Source organism: Caballeronia sp. dw_19, from assembly GCF_018449515.1.
In the GTDB taxonomy this organism is placed as follows: Bacteria; Pseudomonadota; Gammaproteobacteria; order Burkholderiales; family Burkholderiaceae; genus Caballeronia.
In genome coordinates this window covers 1-15,706 of sequence record NZ_JAAVUQ010000075.1, presented here as the reverse complement: position 1 = coordinate 15,706, position 15,706 = coordinate 1, and the positions used below count along the sequence as shown (strand labels likewise).

Annotated in this window: 10 protein-coding genes and 3 pseudogenes; 7 read left to right on the top strand and 6 right to left on the bottom strand. The window is 57.6% G+C overall.

The features are described 5' to 3' along the window. Positions 1 to 669: 669 nt before the first annotated feature. The gene (locus HB376_RS39920) at positions 670 to 1,314 is read right to left on the bottom strand and encodes a TetR/AcrR family transcriptional regulator (RefSeq protein ID WP_213769192.1); all 645 of its coding nucleotides are present in this window, start codon (positions 1,312 to 1,314) and stop codon (positions 670 to 672) included. Positions 1,315 to 1,489: 175 nt separating this feature from the next. On the opposite strand from HB376_RS39920, the gene HB376_RS39915 reads away from it, so the two are divergent. The 4 genes and pseudogenes from HB376_RS39915 to HB376_RS39900 all read left to right on the top strand — a co-directional run bounded on the left by HB376_RS39915 (position 1,490) and on the right by HB376_RS39900 (position 6,466). Next, the gene (locus tag HB376_RS39915; RefSeq protein WP_213769194.1) at positions 1,490 to 2,005 is read left to right on the top strand and encodes a MarR family transcriptional regulator; all 516 of its coding nucleotides are present in this window, start codon (positions 1,490 to 1,492) and stop codon (positions 2,003 to 2,005) included. A gap of 18 nt (positions 2,006 to 2,023) precedes the next feature. Continuing rightward, positions 2,024 to 2,428 (top strand): annotated as a pseudogene (locus tag HB376_RS39910) (EmrA/EmrK family multidrug efflux transporter periplasmic adaptor subunit); the annotation flags it as partial. 30 nt (positions 2,429 to 2,458) lie between these two features. Then, positions 2,459 to 4,012 (top strand): DHA2 family efflux MFS transporter permease subunit, encoded by a 1,554-nt coding sequence (locus tag HB376_RS39905; protein WP_213769191.1) that lies wholly within the window; start codon positions 2,459 to 2,461, stop codon positions 4,010 to 4,012. A 21-nt stretch (positions 4,013 to 4,033) separates the two neighbouring features. Beyond that, complete coding sequence (locus HB376_RS39900) at positions 4,034 to 6,466, top strand: DUF3772 domain-containing protein (protein ID WP_213769190.1); 2,433 nt, start codon at positions 4,034 to 4,036, stop codon at positions 6,464 to 6,466. A gap of 505 nt (positions 6,467 to 6,971) precedes the next feature. Here the strand turns inward: HB376_RS39900 and HB376_RS39895 are convergent. Then, positions 6,972 to 7,673, bottom strand: coding sequence for an IS6 family transposase (locus HB376_RS39895; protein WP_213769193.1), 702 nt, complete (start codon positions 7,671 to 7,673; stop codon positions 6,972 to 6,974). A 63-nt stretch (positions 7,674 to 7,736) separates the two neighbouring features. Between HB376_RS39895 and HB376_RS39890 the strand changes: the two are divergent. After that, positions 7,737 to 8,159 (top strand): annotated as a pseudogene (locus tag HB376_RS39890) (DDE-type integrase/transposase/recombinase); the annotation flags it as partial. Between the two features lie 252 nt (positions 8,160 to 8,411). On the opposite strand, the gene HB376_RS39885 reads toward HB376_RS39890, so the two are convergent. Further along, positions 8,412 to 9,314: a LysR substrate-binding domain-containing protein gene (locus HB376_RS39885; RefSeq protein WP_213769189.1), complete on the bottom strand. Its 903-nt coding sequence runs from the start codon at positions 9,312 to 9,314 to the stop codon at positions 8,412 to 8,414. Between the two features lie 132 nt (positions 9,315 to 9,446). On the opposite strand from HB376_RS39885, the gene HB376_RS39880 reads away from it, so the two are divergent. Both HB376_RS39880 and HB376_RS39875 read left to right on the top strand, forming a co-directional pair. Further along, positions 9,447 to 10,151, top strand: a complete 705-nt coding sequence (locus HB376_RS39880) for an SDR family oxidoreductase (protein WP_213769188.1) — start codon at positions 9,447 to 9,449, stop codon at positions 10,149 to 10,151. 5 nt (positions 10,152 to 10,156) lie between these two features. Continuing rightward, positions 10,157 to 11,104: a DMT family transporter gene (locus HB376_RS39875; protein ID WP_213769187.1), complete on the top strand. Its 948-nt coding sequence runs from the start codon at positions 10,157 to 10,159 to the stop codon at positions 11,102 to 11,104. 667 nt (positions 11,105 to 11,771) lie between these two features. Here the strand turns inward: HB376_RS39875 and HB376_RS39870 are convergent. The 3 genes and pseudogenes from HB376_RS39870 to HB376_RS41855 form a co-directional block, all read right to left on the bottom strand. Next, entirely contained in the window at positions 11,772 to 13,430 is a 1,659-nt protein-coding gene (locus tag HB376_RS39870) for a UbiD family decarboxylase (protein WP_213769186.1), read from the bottom strand. Positions 13,431 to 14,172: 742 nt separating this feature from the next. After that, positions 14,173 to 14,574 (bottom strand): annotated as a pseudogene (locus HB376_RS39865) (DDE-type integrase/transposase/recombinase); the annotation flags it as partial. 75 nt (positions 14,575 to 14,649) lie between these two features. Beyond that, on the bottom strand, positions 14,650 to 15,459 hold the full coding sequence (locus HB376_RS41855; RefSeq protein WP_346730675.1) for a reverse transcriptase domain-containing protein: 810 nt from the start codon (positions 15,457 to 15,459) through the stop codon (positions 14,650 to 14,652). Between the last annotated feature and the right edge of the window lie 247 nt (positions 15,460 to 15,706).

Here is a 15,706-nt window from a genome sequence, read left to right as displayed (position 1 = left end):
TTGAATCCGGAATAGCGAAAGCACCAGCAGATAAGTGCAGGTAGATAAAGAGGAAACTACGTTCACATCGGATGTATAAAGTTTGTGTCAAGCGCTATCCGTTGCGCATATACCACGTCGCTGTGACAGGATTTTCCGGTAAGGCTCTGCAGGATTTTGCAGATATAAACAGTGAAAAAGTTTCACATCATTTAACGCAATTAATTCTTCCTCTGATTGCTATTGTCGTGCGCGGCGCTAACTCCGACAGTAAGTCGCCCTTTGGACAAGGGTGTCTTTTTCATCTTTTTAGCGCGGCCTTTAGGCCGCGTTTTTTATATTAATTCCCGCTTATGCAAAACTAAATAGGCAGGACCGCCTAGGTTGGGCGTTAATCAGAATATGAGGCGTCCAAGCGCAATTCGCATTAACGCGCGTCAGGCCTTTCACGAGGTTACACGCCGGCGGTTAGATCGGAATTTGCCGTGTGCTTGGTTCAATGCCGGGTTGCTGCTGCAAAGGGCGTTGTCAGGTACGCGGCTGGTCAAATACCCAGACACCGTCTGGATCAGCGCCTGCCCGTAGCCGGCGCGCCGGGCCGCCCTGCTCACCACCGACGATCCACCGCCCGATCTCGCAGTACGCAGCGCATAACGGATCCGTATAGACTCCAGCGCCGTGCGGCGGGTCCTAACGCTGCATCTTAGTCGTCGCGGTTCTATAGACATCGGGGTTTAGCCGCTCTTCAAGATAGCTTCCTAGCGCTTGCTGCATTTCACGACGCAGCAATGCTGCCCTTTTTGAGTCGACCATCCGGCCTCCTTGCAATGTCGCGCGAACCATTAACGAAGCAGCGAGCGCGACCGCCGAAAGCTCCGTCACCTTCATGGACGGGGCGAATGTCGAAAGTAGCTCCTGCACACTCCCTGATAGCTTTTCCATACCGTAGGACTGCGGCACCAGTGAAGGCGTGTCCGCTAAGACGTGGCATGCCGGCCTCTGTGACACGTAGTCAAACACGATCGTGACGAGTTTTTGTCCAAACACTCTGGGAGAGCTCGGCAAAACTGTCTTCCAGCGTTCCAGACGATCACTCAACTCGTTCATGTATTGGAGCAACAAGGCGCTGCCGATGCTTTCCTTGCTCGGGAAAAATTGATACAGCGACCCGATCGACGCACCTGCCAGTTGAGCGATGCCGCTCATCGACGTCGCCTCGTAGCCCAGCGTCCCAAATAAGTGCTCGGCCGCACGCAACAAATCCGCCACACGGCGTTCGCCACGCTCCTGCGTGGGCGTTTTTGGCCGCCTTGACAAAACATGAGAGTCAGTCATATTATCTCTGATCGAATATGAGTATCACTCGTATTTTACAGGAGCAAGATTGATATGCAACCAGGCGTCGCTGACGCGTCTCCTCATCCTTATATTCCTTCAAGCAAATGAAGCATTTTTCACAATCGCCAGCTTTAGCCACGGAACTGCCTAGGTGCTTATTGAGCCGGCATTGATGCCATTGACAGACTTATCCTCACTACTGCACGAAGTCAGTGGTCAACTCGAAAAAAGCATTGCCGTTCCGCTCTCACGCGTCTGTTCGACTATGACCGATATGGTGAACCAGCGCACGAACGCCGAATTCGGCATTACCGGCACGCAGAGCAGCATCCTGTTCATGGTGGATAGCGGAACGTGTCTAGGCATGGCTGAGTTGGCTCGTGAATTGGGTATTAACGCGAATGTTATCGCGCGTCAGGTCAACCTACTCGAAGAGCGCGGCCTGCTCAACCGAGTACGCAGCATAGAAGACCGGCGAGTCGTGCGACTCGCCGCGACACAGGAAGGCCAACTCATCGCTGCTCACATGCCAGCCATCTTTAACAGCGTTGCTGACAAACTTCTGTACGGCTTTACCTCGGAAGAAGCCGAATCTCTCAAAAGCATGCTCTGCCGCGTTCTCGCCAACAGCGGGGAGCCGGCGGGAACAGCCTGTGATCCAGCACCCAATGTTGACAAGAAATCGTAGTAAATCAGTCGCTGCGTCATGGGTCGCATCGGCCAGCTCGTTGAACTCCCCGTCGACGTTTATGGCTCGGGTGTGGTGTTCCACGGCAAGGTGATCGGCTTCTCGACTGGCACAGGCGCGGCGTTCTCGTTGCTGCTGGCGCAAACCGCAACTGGTAATGGGATCAAAGTCGTGCAGCGTTTGCCGGTGAGGATAGAAGGTTCGATCTGCAAGAGCTTGAGAAACATCCGTGCGTATCGACTTGTCGATGACCGCCGACACCGATATCAAGGACGAGCAGGGCGGCCGACTTGGCTCGCCGCCAAATACGGTGACCAGGAGAACGCCGAAATCGCCCGCATCATCGCAGCCTGCTCCGGGCCGGATGACACCCTGGAGCAGGTCGCCGGGCGCGACCCAAAGGCAAGCTCGACACGGATGTAGCGGCATCACAACTACCACAAGGCTTTCCCCATGGATCACGCACTCGCCCCTCACCCGCCGCTAAAAGGCGGCCAGCTCGTCATCGCCACCATTGTCGTCGCCCTCGCCACGTTCATGACGGTGCTCGACACGTCGATCGCCAACGTCGCGATTCCCAACCTCTCCGGCAACCTCGGTGTATCTGTCGACGAAGGCACGTGGGTCATCACGATGTTCGCCGCCGCCAACGCCGTGTCGATTCCATTGACCGGCTGGCTGACGCAGCGCGTTGGCCAGATCAAGCTCTTTGTCGCAGCGATCCTGATGTTTGTACTGGCATCATGGCTGTGCGGGATGGCTCCAACCCTGCCTTTCCTGCTCGGTGCGCGGATCCTGCAGGGCGTCGTGGCGGGCCCACTGATCCCGCTCTCGCAGGCCGTGCTGCTCGGATCGTATCCCAAGGAAAAGTCCGGCACAGCACTGGCGCTGTGGGCCATGACCGCCACCGTTGGGCCGATCGCGGGGCCGCTCCTCGGCGGCTGGATCACCGATAACTACAGCTGGTCGTGGATCTTCTATGTGAATATCCCTGTTGGTCTGCTGGCGGCCAGTGTCACGTGGATGATCTACCGCCACCGGGAAACACAGACCAAGAAGCTGCCGATTGATGTCGTCGGACTCGTGCTTCTCGTCGCCTGGGTCGCTTCGCTACAGATCATGCTCGACAAGGGCAAGGATCTCGACTGGTTCTCCTCACCGGTTATCGTCGGGCTTGGCATTGCGGCGCTGATCAGTTTTGCATTCTTTCTCGTCTGGGAACTGACAGAAGAGAATCCGATCGTGGACCTTCGGCTCTTCGGGGTGCGCAATTTCGCCGGCGGTACGGTGGCAATCTCCATCTCCTATGCCATCTATTTCGGCAATCTCGTGCTGTTGCCCCAGTGGATGCAGGAGTACCTCGGCTACCGGGCCTTTGATGCGGGGCTGGTGACCGCGCCGGTCGGCATTTTTGCGGTGATCCTGTCTCCCTTCATGGGCCGCATATTGCAACGATGGGACGCGCGCATCATCGCGACGCTGGCGTTCTTCGGGTTTGCCGGTGTGTTTTACATGCGCACCTGGTATACAGCCGAGGTTGACACCTGGCACCTCGTGCTGCCGACACTGCTGCAGGGCATCCCGACGGTACTATGGTTCGTGCCGCTCGTCGCGATCACCCTCTCAGGCCTGCCGCCGGAACGCATTCCGGCAGCGGCGGGACTGTCCAATTTCGTGCGGATATTCTGTGGTGCAGCGGGGACCTCGATTGCCGGCACCGTGTGGAACAACCGGACCATCCTGCATCACGTGCGTCTAACCGAACAGGCCAATGTCGACAATCCGCTGTTCAACCAGTCGATCAGCTCGACGCAGTCGCTGCTGCAGCTGAGCACGCAATCGGCCCATGCGCTGTTCGATTCCACGGTGAGCAGCCAGGCGGCGATCATGGGGCTGGACGATTTCTTCTATATTTCCACCTTTATTTTCATCCTCATCATTCCGCTGGTCTGGATCACGCGCCCTGGGAAAGGCGGTGGCGGCGATGCGGCAGCCGGCGCGCACTGAGTACGATCCGGAAACATTCCCATGCGCAACCCGACAAGATCTTTCCTGTGCCTCGCCCTGCTCGCATCACTCAGCCTGATTTCGGGAGCCCTCCCCGCTGCCGCAACGCAGAGCGCCGCGTCAACGGCACTCATGCCGCTGTCTGCGACAGCCTCTCAGGATGCTGCTGCCGCAGATCTCACCGCATTGCAGCAGCAGCAGGACCGCATCAAACAACTGGCTTCGACGACGACAAGTGGCAAGCAACTGGTCGAACTCGACACCGCTACGCGGCAACTTGCCGATGATGTGGACAGGCTGTTGACTACCTCCTTGCTGCCCGCGCGGGCGAAGTTGCAAGCCCAGCTCGACGTATTGGGTCCAGCGCCAGCTCCCGGCGCCGACACGGAAACGCAGGCAGTTACCCAGCAGCGCACCGACCTGACGGCACAGCGAACGCGGCTCGACGCCGAACTGAAACAGGCGGAGAGTACAAAAGAGACTCTCGCCAACCTGAGCGTACAGATTGCCAGGCTGCAGCACGACCAGTTGAAAAACCAGCTCGCGCTGCGTTCCGGCAGCATCCTCGGTGTCCAGTTCTGGGCACCGTTATTCAAACCCGAACCGGCGGATCAACAGCGCCTGAATGCATTCACCGGGCAGCTTGTCCTGCAACTACGATCAGCCTGGCAACCTGGACATCGGGTCATGACCGCCCTGCTCCTGCTGCTGGCGCTCGCGGTATGGACGCCTGGTGGCCGCCTGCTCGAACGGGCACTGGCATGGTTTTGCCTCTACCGCCTCCCGGAAGGCCGTTTGCGACGCAGCGCCATGGCGGCGGCAACCACTTTCACCAGCCTGCTGACCACCGCGTGCGCCGTCCAGCTCATTTATCTTGCCTTTGCCCGTCAACAGCCGCTGGCACCTGCTCTGCAGGATTTCGCCGACGAACTGGTCAAGCTGGCTCTGGCCTGCGCACTGATCGCCGGACTCGGCCGGGCGCTGCTCTGCGCACACCGTCCGTCATGGCGACTGCCGGCCATCGCCGACCCCGTGGCGCTCGCGATGAAACCATTCCCACGGATACTCGCGGCGCTGCTCATGCTATCCGGCGCGTTGGAACAGTTAAACACGACGGTCGACACCAGTCTGCAGATCACCCTTTTTGGGCGTGGCCTCGTGTCGCTTGTCGTCGTTCTGACCATCGGTGCATCATTGCTGCGCGCGAACCGGGTTCGCACCGCGCTGGCCGCTTCGGGTGAACCACCGGAAGCGCGCTCCACTCTTGCGGGTCTGATCCACGCCGGCGTCAGTCTCGCCATCATGGCTTCTCTGCTCGCGCTACTGACCGGTTACATCTCGATCGCGCGCTTCCTGACCTACGAACTCGTCTGGTTCGACCTCGTCCTGTGCAGCTTCTACCTGCTCACCAGACTGACGCGGGACATCTGCGAGAGCATTTTCTCCGCGCATCATTCCAGCGGTAAGACCATCAAGCACCTGCTAGGTCTGGACGACGTGCATCTCGAACAGGCATCGACGGTGCTCTCAGGGATCGGCAACAGTCTCCTGCTGCTGCTCGCAGTCATCGCGTTGCTCACCGGCGGCTTCGGCACCACCCCGGGGGATCTGATCAACAGCATCCTTGCCGTATTCGGCGGCGAACGGCTGCGCAGGCTGAACATCGTTCCAGCCAATATTCTGAACGCCATCATCATTCTTGGGGTGGGGATCTACCTGCTTCAATCCGTGCGGAGATGGCTCGACAACGAGCTCCTGCCGAAGACCGGTATGGATCCCGGCATGCGCGCATCGCTCGTCACGCTCTTCAGCAATATCGGCTATGTGATCATCGTTCTGCTGACCCTGTCGGCACTGGGCGTCAGGTGGGACAACCTGGCCTGGATCGTCAGCGCGCTGTCGGTGGGGATCGGCTTTGGCCTGCAGGAAATCGTCAAGAACTTCGTTTCCGGGCTGATCCTGCTGACCGAGCGTCCGGTCAAGGTCGGTGACATGATCAGCATCAGCGGGGTCGAGGGCGACATCCGGCGCATCAACGTACGTGCGACCGAGATACAACTGGCCGACCGCTCGATGGTCATCGTCCCCAACTCCCAACTAATCTCGCAAAACTTGCGCAACGTGACCATGGGCAACAGCACCGAGGGGGTCGTAACGCTCGTGCTGACCTTCCCATTGAACACCGACCCCGAGCAGGTCCGGGATCTTCTGCTGGGTGCCTACCAGGACCATCTGGCGATTCTCGACAAGCCCTCGCCCTCCGTCACATTCAGTCAGCTAACATCGGACGGGATCACCCTGAGCGTAACCGGCTATGTCAGCAGCCCCAGAATCACGGCCGGCACCAGAAGCGACCTGCTTTACGAAATACTCAAACGACTGCGCGCGGCCAATATCCCCTTGTCGAATCCGCAAACCCTTGTCGTGCGGAATCTGCCCGCATCCGAACACTGATACGAGCAGCACCTGGATTTTGCAGTAAGCTGGTCAGCTATGACGTGCAGCACGGACAGATGCAAACAATGGCCCAGCGGACAAATCTCCTAAAGGTACGGATACCTTATCGATCGAACTGGACGGCCGTCCAGACTGCGGGCACGGCACTGTCTTTAAGTCCGATACGGCTAGGCTGAACCGACCCGTGCGGATGCGATGCGTTTTACTCGATACCTGATATCGTGGTCGTGACATTGCGAAACCGCTTGAAGCAGAGCATCACGTTCGTTCTCGACTTGATGTTTCGATGACCCTGCCGTCCTAACGCTACCTCTTTGCCATAGGCGAAGAAATCTGCCACCTCGATTCCGCGGCAATTACGCCGATGCCGGACGGGGCGATACAAGCTGCCACGCGCGACATCCAACAAGGCGGCTCCTTGGGCTCGGGACCTGGCAGCGTCTCAAGGGCTCTGTCGCAATAAGGACATCTAGGCGAGCAGAGTTTAGATAATATGGATAATTTACTTAGCCAGTGAATAAAACTGCTCGGCGGAAATCTGGCTGCTCCAGCTGTCTGTCAACTGCCCCTTCTTGATCATGTGCATCAGTTCGATGCAGCTCAGTAGGATGCGAGCACACCGGAAAATTTTAAACCCGAGCATGGGCCGAGTGCGGCGCTTGATTGCCCGATGATCTTGTTGAATAATGTTATTCAAATACTTGTTCTGACGGATCTTGATCGGCGTGTCGCGCTGGGCGTTCAGAGCCTCGAACGCGGCCAGATTTGAACCACTTTTATCGATCGTAATCGTCTCAGGCTCGCCGTTATGATCAATCGCTTTCTCGGAATAACGCTGCGCGGTGGCCTTATCACGGTGGGCTCGCAGCAGGAGATCAACCGGTTCTCCGGCCTTGTCCACTGCCCGATACAAATACTTCCATTTTCCTTTGATCTTGATATACGTCTCATCGACACGCCAGATCTTACCAACCGGGCGCTCGCGGCGGCGAAACGTTTTTTCAAGGATTGACAGTAGTTTGATCGCCCAACGGTGCACCGTCGAATTATCGACCTCAACGCCTCGCTCAGCCATCGTCTCTTCCAGGTTTCGCACGCTCAGCCCATAGGCGACATACCAACGCACGCACATCAGCATCACGTCAAACGGATAGTGAAGGCGCTTAAATACACGCGCTAAGGCCGACGCAAGGGTCTGTCTTATCGGGCATTGGCTTCGTTTTGTCGCCGGCGTAAATCATAACGTACTGTCTTATCGCGACAAAACCAGAGCTGGAGGATGGACGAAACCTATGGGAAGGTTCGAGGCAAAATGAAGTACCTCTACCAGGCTGTGGACAAGGAAGGCAACACGGTCGATTTTCTTCTGCGAGCTAGGCGGAACAAGGCTGCCGCCCAGCGTTATTTCTAAAAATCGATCCGGCAAAACGGCGTACCCGAGACGGTGACGATCGACAAAAGCGCAGCCATCAAGATTCGTCAGGTCAAGTATCTGAACAACGTGGCTGAGCAGGACCATCGAGCCATCAAACGCATCATCCGACCAATGCTTGGGTTCAAGGACTTCCGCTGCGCTCGTGTCATTCTGAGTGGCATCGAGATCATGCAGATGATCTCTAAAGGGCAGATGAAACACACTGGCAAAATCAAGCCGTCTGCGGCCAGCCAGTTCTACTCGTTGGTGGTGTAAGCTATCCTCATCATATTGCCTTTGTACGACTCAACCACCTTGCCGCCAGAACCCTACTGCGAGCCCAACGCTCTTCGGGCCGAAGAGTGAACGGTGGTCGCCACTTTAATGTGACGACGCCGTTTTCAAGGCGGGTCCACATGTTGTCTATCTCCTGAATTTGCTTTCTCAGGAGATTTGGCTTTCTCGTCAATCGTCCGCCGGTTGCGCACGAATTATGAGGCTGCCGCAACTACTTCGCCGAACGCCTGATCAATCGCACATCTGTTCACGACTCTGTTCCTGCAGCCAGGCGCGAACGGCAGCCACCGGCCCCGGATGCCGAAGTCGCCGTGGGGTGACGACGTAGAAACCAGAGCCCGTTCGAAGTTCGACATCGAATATGCGGCTCAATCCACCCATTGCTATGGCCTGCTCGACGAACGCAAACGGAGCCAGGGCGATACCTTGTCCCGCCATCGCGGCATCGATAGCGAGTGACGTCTGGTTGAAGCGGATATTCTTTTCGCTAATTGCCGCGGACTGCTTCAGCACTTCCTGCAGAAACGGCGGCCACTGATTGTGGGCATCGTGCAAAAGCGCGTGTAGCGCGAGAAACTTGGCGGCGCCTGACGCCTTGAGTTCATTGGCGAGTCCCGGGCTGCCGACAGCGACGAGCACACTTTCGAACAGGCATTCGGCGTTCAGACCCACGCCGAACGGCGGTTGTCCGTAGCGCACTGCCAGATCGATAGCGTCGGTCTGGAAGTGCGATAGCCGATCGGTCGCGACGATGCGCAGGTCGATCTCGGGGTATGCGGCAGTGAAGTCATGAAGCCGGGGAATCAGCCATTTTGCGGCAAAGGTTGGCGTGACACTGATCGTGAGTTGCAACGGCTGCGGGCGCAAAGCCTGCGTCGCTTCGACGAGCAAATCGAAGGCACGACGCACACTTGCCGCATAGTTGCGCCCATTCTCCGTCAGTACCAAGGCGCGGGGACGGCGCTCGAACAGTGCTAGACCTATCGACGATTCGAGCCCTCGCACGTGCTGTGCCACGGCGCCTTGCGTAACACCCAGTTCCGCAGCCGCCAAGCGAAAATTGAGATGCCGACTGGCCGCCTCAAAGGCTCGCAGCGCGTTCAGTGAAGGAAGCGGATTTAGCGGATCATTCATCGAGTAGTTTTTCTACTGTATCAAGCCAGTAAAAGTGAGGCCTTTCTAGTGCACCACGATGTTAGTCTGTGCATTCTACTCCTGCAGGTGACTGGGGTAACTGCAACGAATTAATGAGGCAAGATATCAGACATGACAGTAGAAAAAGTAGCGATATTCACCGCAGCAGGTAGCGGAATGGGCGCCGCTGTGGCCCGTCGATTTGCGGCTGATGGCTTCAAGGTCGGCATCCTTTCGTCTTCGGGCAAAGGCGAGGCGCTGGCTACGGAACTGGGTGGTCTAGGGGTGACAGGATCGAACAAATCGAATGACGACCTCGCCCGGCTCGTCGAACTGGTCGTCTCGCGCTGGGGGCGCATCGACGTGCTAGTCAACAGCGCTGGGCACGGTCCACGCGCCCCGGTTCTGGCACTTACCGACGAAGACTGGCATACGGGCATGGAAACGTACCTGCTCAACGTTATCCGTCCGACACGACTTGTGACGCCGGTTATGCAAAAGCAACATGCGGGCGTGGTCATCAACGTCTCCACGGCCTGGGCGTTCGAGCCGAGTGAGCTGTTCCCTACTTCGGCGGTTTTCCGTGCGGGCCTCGCGGCGTTCACGAAGATCTTTTCCGACAGTCATGCGAAGGACAATATTCGCATGAACAATGTGCTACCTGGCTGGATCGACAGCCTCCCAGCCACCGACGAGCGCCGGCAAAGCGTGCCGCTGCAGCGTTACGGAACCAGCGAGGAAATCGCCGCGACCATCGCTTTTCTCGCCTCTGAGGGCGCGGCCTACATCACGGGGCAGAATATTCGCGTCGATGGCGGCGTGACCCGTTCTCTATGATGGCGATGAGAAACTCCGGTCTGCTTGCGTTCGGCTGCCTCGCGTTAATCTGGGGCAGCAATTTCATTTTCATGAAGTGGGCGTCGGCCGTGATCTCTCCGGCGCAGGTCGCGGCGCTACGCGTCATCTTCGGCTTCTTGCCAGTCCTCGCCTATGCTCTGGCGACACGTGCGCTGAATTGGTCGCACATCCGATATGCGCATCACTTTTTCGTGATGTCGCTGCTGGCCGCGTCGGTGTATTACGTGGCCTACGCAAAGGGCACGGCGCTCTTGCCGTCGAGCGTTGCGGGCGTGCTAAGTGGCGCGATTCCGCTTTTTACCTCCATATGCGCATGGCTTTTCCTGCGTGAAGAAAAAATGAGCGTCACGCGAGCGGTAGGTGTCGCGCTCGGGTTTGCCGGCGTGCTGCTGATTGCGCGCCCTTGGTCGAGTGCCGCTAGCGGAGTGAACGCTGCCGGCGTCCTCTATATCGTAATCGGGTCCTTTAGCGTCGGTTGCTCATTTGTGTATGCACGTCGGTTCATCAGCCCGCTGAAATTGCCCGCTGTTGCATTGACAACCTACCAGCTCGGCTTGGCGGCGGTTCTCCTTTCTCTCTTGACGGGATTCAATGATGTAGGTGCGTTGTTCGACTCTCCCCGTGCAGGAATTGGGCTAATACTCGGCCTTGGACTGCTCGGCACTGGTGTAGCCTATATTGCCTACTATCACATCGTCGAACAGTTGGGCGCGCTAGCGGCCTCAAGCGTGACCTATCTCGCTCCGGTCGTAGCACTGGTGATCGCGATATGTCTGGTGGGTGAGGTGGTCACGTCGATCGCATATGTCGCGGTTGGCCTGATACTCGCTGGCGTCGCGGTGATGCAGTTCGGTAGCACGAAGCAGGAACAGCGCACTCGGACTCCGCGCAATGGTAAGCGGCTCCCGCCGACCGTTGTAGGCGGTGACTGAAATAAACGCCAAAAGTAAACGTCCATCATTCCGATTTGATGGAAACCACTTTGTCACAGTCTGAACAGAAGACATCCCATACCTCCATTGCGCTGCTACCAGGTTCACGCGCGATCGAGGCTCGAATACATCCGACATAGGGTTATCGTTGCGAGCCTGATCCAGGGAGGAACGAAACGGGCCATCGAGTCCGGGGACTACGAACCGGCTGCGTTATCGGGGCCGTCTGCCGCACAGCTACGCTCCCGCCGCCTTTAGGCGCAGCCCGAACCTTGTCGAGACATATCGCGCAAGCAGCTGACGAGACTTCATCATAAACGCCGATCAGCGGCATGTTCAGATCTTCGACGTTCGCCCATTGCGAGTTCTGTCAGCAAAACGTGTTTGCCTTATTGCGGAAGTTCCGAAACCTCCTCTCATGTCACAGTTGGTAAAGAAAACAAACGCAACAATCAGTATCGGCAGGCAACCCGGAATTCCCGGAACAAATCTTCTCGCGCACCGGCATGACCCCTACGGGGAGGAGCAATCGGGATGCACCCTTCGGGCATGGTGAGGGAGCCCCATCGGGCAACGGGGCTGAGCGTACTTGGGTCGTATCGCCATTGATCGTTGCGATTGGCGCTTATACGCTCGTGTCGCGCGCCCCCTACGCCCAGTTCCCCTTCTATTTCGCGTCGCCGTCCGAAGTTTCAACCGTTCGCGCCGGCGTCTCCGGCGTCAGTCCACCACGGCGCCGCGCCCACGTGTTGTCGCCGTTCTTCGGCCAGTCGCCGGCCACAGCGTTGCGCGCGAAGTTCTCCCAGATGTCGTTCCAGTCACCCAATGAGTAACCGTGCCATGGTGATCGCGGGCTGAGCGCGGGCAAGCCGAGCTCCCGCCAAAGTACCTGGGCGCGCTCCATATATTCGCGTCCGGGCAACGCGAGCGGTGCCATCGGGTATTTGAGCGTCGCATCGATCAGCATGGTCGAGTCGGTATGCGCCGGCCCTGATTTCGGCGAATGTCCGGTAGAACGGTAGGGCTCGATGTGCACGTCTTCAATCGGGTTGCAACGATAGGCCAACGACCACATCACTGCATCGGTATGGTCCGGCTCGATATCCTCACTGACGGCGATGACGAGCTTGCCGCAATCGGCCAGCCGTGCGGCGGTGCCCTGCAACCCTCGCCAGATCTCGCTTTTGGGCGTGTCATTCGAAAACTGCACGAAAATGATAGGTCGCAGATTGCTCAGCGGCTCATGCATGACCACACGGCGCACGCTCTTGAGCGACAGGTGATCGCGCAAATGATTCAGGAACAGCGGCTCCATCGCCAGTTTCTTGATAACGCTCGATTCGCTCGGTGAGACCTGACTGATCATCGACGCAAATACCGGCTTGCGCCTGTGCGTGATCGCAGTCACTTCCATCGACATGTTGAAATCCTCAAGGGCGACGTAACCGTTGCTTTCACCAAATGGCCCCTCGGGTTCGAGCAAGTCGGTGTCGATCAGCCCTTCAATGACGATCTCCGCATCGGCGGGCACCTCCAGGTCGACCGTCACAGCCTTCGTCGTCCGAATCGCGCTACCTGCGAGAGCGCCCGCCACCGACAGTTCATCCTGATCGATCGCGAGCTTTTCCGGACCGGTGTACATGATCACCGGGGCTGCGCCGATGACAATGGCACACGGCATGCGCTCCTTGCGCTCGCGATATTTGCACCAGTGAAGATACCCACCGGCACCGCCGATGCGTGACGACATGCGCACGCCCAATCGGTCCGTGCTCTTCAAGGCCGCCCGATAGGTCCCGATGTTGCGCACCCCGCTGTCAGGATCGGCCGTCACGCACAAGGTGGCAGTCAGATAGGGTGCCGCGTCGAAGCCGGGCGTGGAAATCGGTACCGGCAGGGCAGCCAGTCCGCCACCTGGCCGGCGGAGATCGTCGCCCATGATGACCACTTCCTGGCATGGGGCATCAGTGACGGTGACCGGTGTTATCGGATCGCGTATGGCATGCAGCCAATCAGTACCGATATCCGCGATGGCGCGCCCCATCCCCATCGCATAGATCCTCGGCGACGCGGCAAACGCCCCGACCACGACCGGGATGTCGTAGCGACGGCCGGCGGAGTCAACGACGTTGGTAAAGAGAAAGGCGCGACGCTCATCCTCGGGGATACCACCCAGGAACTGGCAACGAACCAGCGGATGCAGCTCGGTGTCTTTGTTGATCTCACGATCGATCCGAACAAGCAGACCCTTGGCCTCGAGCTCCGCGAGATGGCTTTGAAAATCAAGGCTCACGTGCGTGCCTTCCTGCAACCCGATGTCGTCCATGTCGCGAATGTTCCTTTCAAATGAATGCGGCTTCAGGGCGCGCCTTGCCGCCCGGCGACATAAGTGCGCCGGTCGTCACCGGCGTCGCTGCGGGCCAATTTAGCATGCGCAAATTACATATTGCGGCGCGCCCAGTGCCAACTGCGACACATATCGAACAGGGCTCCTTACCGGCGCGGTAAAGGGGGAGAAATGGGCACCGGCAGTTTCGTCTTCCGGGCAGCCCTTGAGGCGCGCAGTCCCGGCATGTCAATGAGCATGTACCCATCGCAGTCGAGCACGAAAATCGCGCAATCTTCCATCGACGCAACCATGGCTCGGTAATCGATAACATGACGAGTGCTGCCTTGCATACGGCGTGAATTGAGCTCTGAGGTCTGTGGCTTTATAGACTTTTATATCTTGCGACGCGTTGTCATCCTTCACGACGTTCGCGTGAAAGGCAATGACTCGTCACTCGGCATTAAAACGTTGAATGGGCAACCCGGGCAAATGAGCGCGCGTTCTATGAAATCGGTCACAATAGCGGGTCGGCTAAATTGCCATGAAATGATACGAAGATGGAAAATCTACCGATTTCTGAGGTGGTCAGGAGTGCGGCACAGATTTCGGAGACCCGCCTGCGCCGTCAGCACGAGTTGGCTGTGCGCTTCGGCATGTGGGCATTGAAAGGGTTCTGTCGCAGTAAGGAAATTAGTAAGAGAGGAGACGGAACCGGCAGGAATGCTTATTTTGCAAGATCCTAGAATTGCTCGGCGACTGAACGATGCCGTCCATCGTCACTTTTCATCTGCCCTTTCGCTATCATGTGCATGAGCTCGATGCCGCCTAAAATGATGCGAGCACAATGAAAGCTCTTGAATCCTAGCATTGGTCGTACGATGCGTTTGATCGCTCGATGGTCCTGCTCCACCACGTTGTTCATATACTTCGATTGTCGAATTTTGATCGGCACTTCGCGATCAGCATTGATCGCATTTAGCCCTGCGAGATTCGCTCCGCTCTTGTCGATCGTCACCGTCTCCGGTACGCCGTTTCCAGCGATCGCCTTTTCGAAATAGCGCCGGGTGGCGGCCTTGTCCCGCTGGGCGCGCAACAGAAAGTCAACCGTGTCGCCGACCTTATCGACGGCCCGGTACAGGTGGTAAGTAGGCCCGGGAGTTTCGCCCCGAACCTCTCGCAGAACCGTACGTGACACTCTCGCGTCAGACGGCTCCCGTTATCCAACCAGTCCTTCGACGACACGCCAGTGGACAAACATCCGCGGCACGGACCTTTTCATCTTGCGGAGCCATTCCACACTACGGCGCCTGTGGCCCGACAGTGTCTTATACTTGCGTCTGGCCCATTGCTCAAGCCTTCCGTCAACGTATTGGAAGAGCTCGTGCATCGCAGTCTGATAGAACGCACCGTAGTAGTTCCACCACCCTTGCATCGTCAGGTTACATTGCTGCGCAAGGTCATTAAGTGTCGCTGGTGTCCGACGATGTATTCGCCAACCCCGCACTTTTTGCCGCATCCGGTTCAATGCATCTTTGCTCACCGCTGGCAGGAAACTGGTAAATCGCCGGTTGTATTTGCTGGATGCCACTCTTGGTCTGAACGTAAAACCGAGAAACGTAAACTGCACGTTCGGATACACATGGGTACGGTTGCTATCTTTGCAGTACACGATCTGCGACTTCTCCGGATGCCTTGTTAATCCGCACTCCTCCAGTCGTGATGCGATCTCTCGCATCAGTTCTTCTGCCTGTGCCCGACTGCGGCAATGAACCACCGCATCATCGGCATACCGAGCAAAAGGAGAGTGAGGATAAGTTCGCTCCATCCAGAGGTCGAACGCATAATGCATGAATAGATTCATCAGGATGGGGCTGACCACTCCGCCTTGCGGAACGCCCCGCGCCCGTGGCAACTGAGTCCTATCCGCAGTCTCGAACGGCGCAATTAGCCACCGCTCGATGTACAGCAAGATCCAGTCTTCCTTGATGTGGCGTCGCACCGCCTTCATCAACAACGCATGATCGATCCAGTCAAATGCCGCCTTAATGTCACACTCAACGACCCAGTCGTACTGCCAGCAACGCTTTCGCGTGACGGCAATCGCCTATTTTGCCGACTTGCCCGGCCGGTATCCATAGGAATTTTCATGGAATATCGGATCGAGCACCGGCTCAATCATGAGCTTGGCCACGCTTTGCGCAACTCGATCAGACACAGTGGGAACGCCCAACTGAGCTTCCCCCGAAATTTAGCCTTCCACAGGTGACGTAAAG

Coding starts and splice junctions, on each gene's coding strand:
- HB376_RS39920 (WP_213769192.1), bottom strand. CDS start 1,314: ATGACTGACTCTCATGTTTTGTCAAGGCGGCCAAAAACGCCCACGCAG.
- HB376_RS39915 (WP_213769194.1), top strand. CDS start 1,490: ATGCCATTGACAGACTTATCCTCACTACTGCACGAAGTCAGTGGTCAA.
- HB376_RS39905 (WP_213769191.1), top strand. CDS start 2,459: ATGGATCACGCACTCGCCCCTCACCCGCCGCTAAAAGGCGGCCAGCTC.
- HB376_RS39900 (WP_213769190.1), top strand. CDS start 4,034: ATGCGCAACCCGACAAGATCTTTCCTGTGCCTCGCCCTGCTCGCATCA.
- HB376_RS39885 (WP_213769189.1), bottom strand. CDS start 9,314: ATGAATGATCCGCTAAATCCGCTTCCTTCACTGAACGCGCTGCGAGCC.
- HB376_RS39880 (WP_213769188.1), top strand. CDS start 9,447: ATGACAGTAGAAAAAGTAGCGATATTCACCGCAGCAGGTAGCGGAATG.
- HB376_RS39875 (WP_213769187.1), top strand. CDS start 10,157: ATGAGAAACTCCGGTCTGCTTGCGTTCGGCTGCCTCGCGTTAATCTGG.
- HB376_RS39870 (WP_213769186.1), bottom strand. CDS start 13,430: ATGGACGACATCGGGTTGCAGGAAGGCACGCACGTGAGCCTTGATTTT.